The following is a 3,730-nucleotide window of genomic DNA, read 5'->3' on the forward strand; positions in this document are numbered from 1 at the left end:
CGCTGTCCTCGCCCGAGGCGGCGGCGCGGCGGCTGCCCGGTATGGCGGAGGACCTGCTGGCGGGGCGCCCGTGGCGTGACGCCGCCGAACTGCGCTCCCACCTGTGGGCGGTGACGCCCCGCCACCTGCACGAGGTGGCCCTGGAGGCCGCCGGTACGGCCCTCCTGCAAGTGCCCTCCGGACATTCGGCGGACTGGGCCGGATACACGGCGGCCCCGACCGCCTCGGACCGTGCGGTTACCGGCCCGCGCTTCATCACCGGACGCGCGGGCGATGCCGAGCTGACCGTGGGGGACGACGGCGTCAGCCTCACGGAACGGTCGTCCCCCGGAGCCGACGGGACGCGGGTGGCGACCGTCCTCTACCGCTCCTGTGCCGCCATGCTGAGCTGGCCCGACGGCGGCCGTCGTCTCATCGGCGCCGACGGCCTCACCGTCGACGTGGAGCCCGCGGTGTACGGCGTCGAGCCGAGCACCATGGCGGTCATCGACGCCGCGGTACCGCCGCACGCGGTGGTGCCGCTGCCGCCCCGGCCGCATCCGCCACGCCTGGACAGGGCACCGGCGTCCGGCACCACCACGTCCGCACGCCCCACGGCGGCCCCTCCCGCCTCCAGTACCGTCCTGGCCGACCGGCCCCGGCGCACCGGGGGCCAGGTGGCGGCGATGGTCCTCCTCGGGGTCCTCGGCGGCTGCTTCGGCCTGCTCGCCCTCATGCTCACGGTCTTCGGCGCGGACGATCCGGAGACCGGCGTCGGCGAGTGGCTCGCCCTATCGGGGTTCCTCTGGGGGGTCACCGCGCTGCTGGCGTGGCCGGCCGTACGGATTCTGCGGCGCACCAGCCGGAGGTGAATCGGCGCACCAGCCGGAGGTGAACACGGCTCCGCATGCAGGTTTTGCTGTTGCTTAAGTGACTCTTGTGATTTTCATGGCGGCCTCTTTCCTGGGCGTCGGACGGCCGTCGGTTACGGTGCCAACCGGTCTCGGCATCGTGGATACGTGTCAGCAGCCGTAGAACCCGTGCCGAGCAGGAGAGCAGGTAGTCCGTGGCCAAGCAGGTCCGACAGGTGACGCAGTCGCGTCCGTCGGTGACGCCGCAGCAGGAGGCGGGGGTCGCCCGCTTCGGCCGCGCTGTCGTCGCCTGGCTGCGCTCCCTCAGCAGGCGCACGATCGCGATCGCCGCGGGGGCCCTGGCCGTCGTCGCTGCGGTCGCCACGGTGTGCGCGTTCCTGTTCGGCGGTGACGACCGGCCGCCCATCCCGGACACCCGCGCGCGGCACTACACCGAGACCGACGCCTGCCTGCTCACCGGCAAGCAGGGCATCACGGCCGGCACGCCCGCCGCGACCGTCTGGCAGGGCATGCAGGACGCCTCTCTCAAGACGCACGCGCGGGTCAGTTACCAGCAGGTGATAGGGGAGCAGAGCGCCGGCAACGCGCGGCCCTTCCTCAACGGCATGCTCCAGGGTTCCTGCGAGGTCGTCGTCGCGGTCGGCGGCCCCGAGGTCGCCGTCGCGGCGGAGGCGGCCCCGAAGTACGGCAGGACCGGCTTCGTACTGATCGGTGGCGGCCGCTCCGGGAGCAATGTGTCCCTCCTGCGCACCGGCGACGGTCTGCGGGGCGAGGTGGCGGGCGCCGTCGAGCGGGCGATCGACGCGAGGAGCTAGCGGGACGACGCGACGGTGGAAACACCGGCGGCGGTGCCCGAACTCGTGGTGAATCGTTGGTCCAATGGGTTGGCCGGAGCAGTACGGCTGCCTAACATCGATCACCGCAAGACTTTGTGCACCGCCGCACAATCTCCTCAGGAGGTTCCCCTTGCTCCGCCGCCGTCGCACCGCGCTAGTCCTCACCGCCGCGATCGCCGCCGCGGCCCCGCTCCTCACCGCCTGCGGAAACGACGCGCATCCCGGCGCGGCGGCCGTCGTCGGCGGGCAGCGGATCACCGTGGCACAGCTGGAGGGCCGGGTGAACGAGGTACGGGCGGCGCAGCGGGCCGAGATGACCGACCAGGCCCAGTACCAGCAGGTCCTCGCCTCCACCGGCAGCCTCACCCGCGACACCCTGCACAACATGGTCCTCGACCAGGTGCTGCACCGTGCCGCGCGCGACCAGGGCGTCACGGTCACCCGCAAGGAGATCCAGCGGATGCACGCCGGTCTGGAGAAGCAGGCGGGCGGAGCCAAGCAGCTCCAGTCCGCCTGGCTCCAGAAGTACGGCATCGCCCCGGAGCGGCTCGACGACAACCTGGGCCTCCAGATCGAGGCCCAGAAGCTCGCCGCCAAGCTCGGCACCGACACCAGCCAGCCCCCGTTCTGGAACGCCCTCTCCAAGGCGTCCAAGGAACTCCACATCGACGTGAACCCCCGCTACGGCGCCTGGGACGTGGCCAAGAGCAGCCGGGTCGACGCCCGTACGCCCTGGCTGCGGGACGCCTCGGCGGCACAGAGCGCCTGAGCGCGGTACGCCCGGTGCGGGGCTGGTGACCTGCGGGTTTCCGGCCCCGCTCGGCGCGTCGGTCATACGATCACAGGACTCCTTCGCCCCTGTGGATAACTCGACCCACCATTCGGCGTCCTGGGTTACGTTCGGATCGTGAACGCAAACAGCTCCGCATCCGCCCCTGGCCGCATCGTCCTGCTCACCACCAGCCACCGCGTCGCTCCCGGCCTGCTGTCCTGGCCCGCCTGGCAGGCGCTGCGCTCCGCCGACGCCGTGCTGTGCGCGGACGGCGCGCATCCGCAGGTGCCGTATCTGCGCGAGGCCGGGATAGCGGTGGCGGAGGCGTCGCCCACCGCCGAGGAACTGGTCGATGCCTGCGCGGGCGACCGCACGGTGGTCGTCGTCGCCACCGGTGAGGGAGAGCCCGCCCTTACCGACGGCCTCGCCCGGCTCGCCGGGTCCGGCCGGGTGCAGATGCCCGAACTGGAGCTGCTCCCCGCCTCCTACGACCTGCCCGGCGCCCGCCTCCTCGACCTCGTCCAGGTCATGGACCGCATCCGCGCCGAGTGCCCCTGGTCCTCCCGGCAGACCCACGAGGGCCTGGCCAAGTACGGCATCGAGGAGGCGTACGAACTCGTCGAGGCCATCGAGGCGGGGGACCGCGAGGAGCTGCGGGAGGAACTGGGCGACGTGCTGCTCCAGGTCGTCTTCCACTCCCGCATCGCCGAGGAGGACGCGGACGCCCCCTTCTCCATCGACGACGTCGCCGGGGGCATCGTCGCCAAGCTGATCCACCGTCACCCGCATGTCTTCGGGGAGGAGGAGGCGGAGACCCCCGAGGACGTCAAGGCGCACTGGCTGCGCACCAAGGCCGAGGAGAAGCAGCGCAGCTCCGTCACCGAGGGCGTCCCCCTCGGCCAGCCCGGCCTCGCCCTCGCCGCCAAGCTGGCCTCCCGCGTCCGCACCGCCGGCCTTAACGTGCCGCTGCCCCGGGGCGACGGCATCGGCTACGAGCTGCTGGAGCTCGCCGCCCGCGCCGAGCAGGCGGGCGTCGACCCGGAAGCGGCCCTGAGAGCGGCCGCCCGCACCTATCGGGACGCGATACGCACCGCCGAGGGCGTGACCACCCCGGACCACGGCACCGCGTAGCCCGGCAGGGCGGGCCCACACCGGCGCGGGTTCCCCGCCAGCACGGAGCCGGCCCCCGGCAGGCCCAAGTGAAAGGAGCCGACCCGCCCCCACCCCCGCCCGCCGGATACCGTCGGGGAGTGACCCAGCCGCACCAGCCC

3 protein-coding genes and 1 pseudogene are annotated in these 3,730 nt (G+C 72.9%); all 4 read left to right on the plus strand.

Annotation, left to right across the window (positions count from 1 at the left end):
• Window positions 1-851, plus strand: a pseudogene (locus tag GT030_RS25755) (insulinase family protein); the annotation flags it as partial.
• Window positions 852-1,045: 194 nt separating this feature from the next.
• Window positions 1,046-1,666 (plus strand): hypothetical protein, encoded by a 621-nt coding sequence (locus GT030_RS25760; RefSeq protein WP_161203158.1) that lies wholly within the window; start codon window positions 1,046-1,048, stop codon window positions 1,664-1,666.
• A 151-nt stretch (window positions 1,667-1,817) separates the two neighbouring features.
• Entirely contained in the window at window positions 1,818-2,456 is a 639-nt protein-coding gene (locus GT030_RS25765; protein ID WP_161203159.1) for a SurA N-terminal domain-containing protein, read from the plus strand.
• Between the two features lie 138 nt (window positions 2,457-2,594).
• Window positions 2,595-3,590 (plus strand): nucleoside triphosphate pyrophosphohydrolase, encoded by a 996-nt coding sequence (locus tag GT030_RS25770; RefSeq protein ID WP_161203160.1) that lies wholly within the window; start codon window positions 2,595-2,597, stop codon window positions 3,588-3,590.
• Window positions 3,591-3,730: the final 140 nt, after the last annotated feature.

The organism is Streptomyces sp. SID1328 (assembly GCF_009865595.1).
In the GTDB taxonomy this organism is placed as follows: Bacteria; Actinomycetota; Actinomycetes; order Streptomycetales; family Streptomycetaceae; genus Streptomyces; species Streptomyces griseoluteus.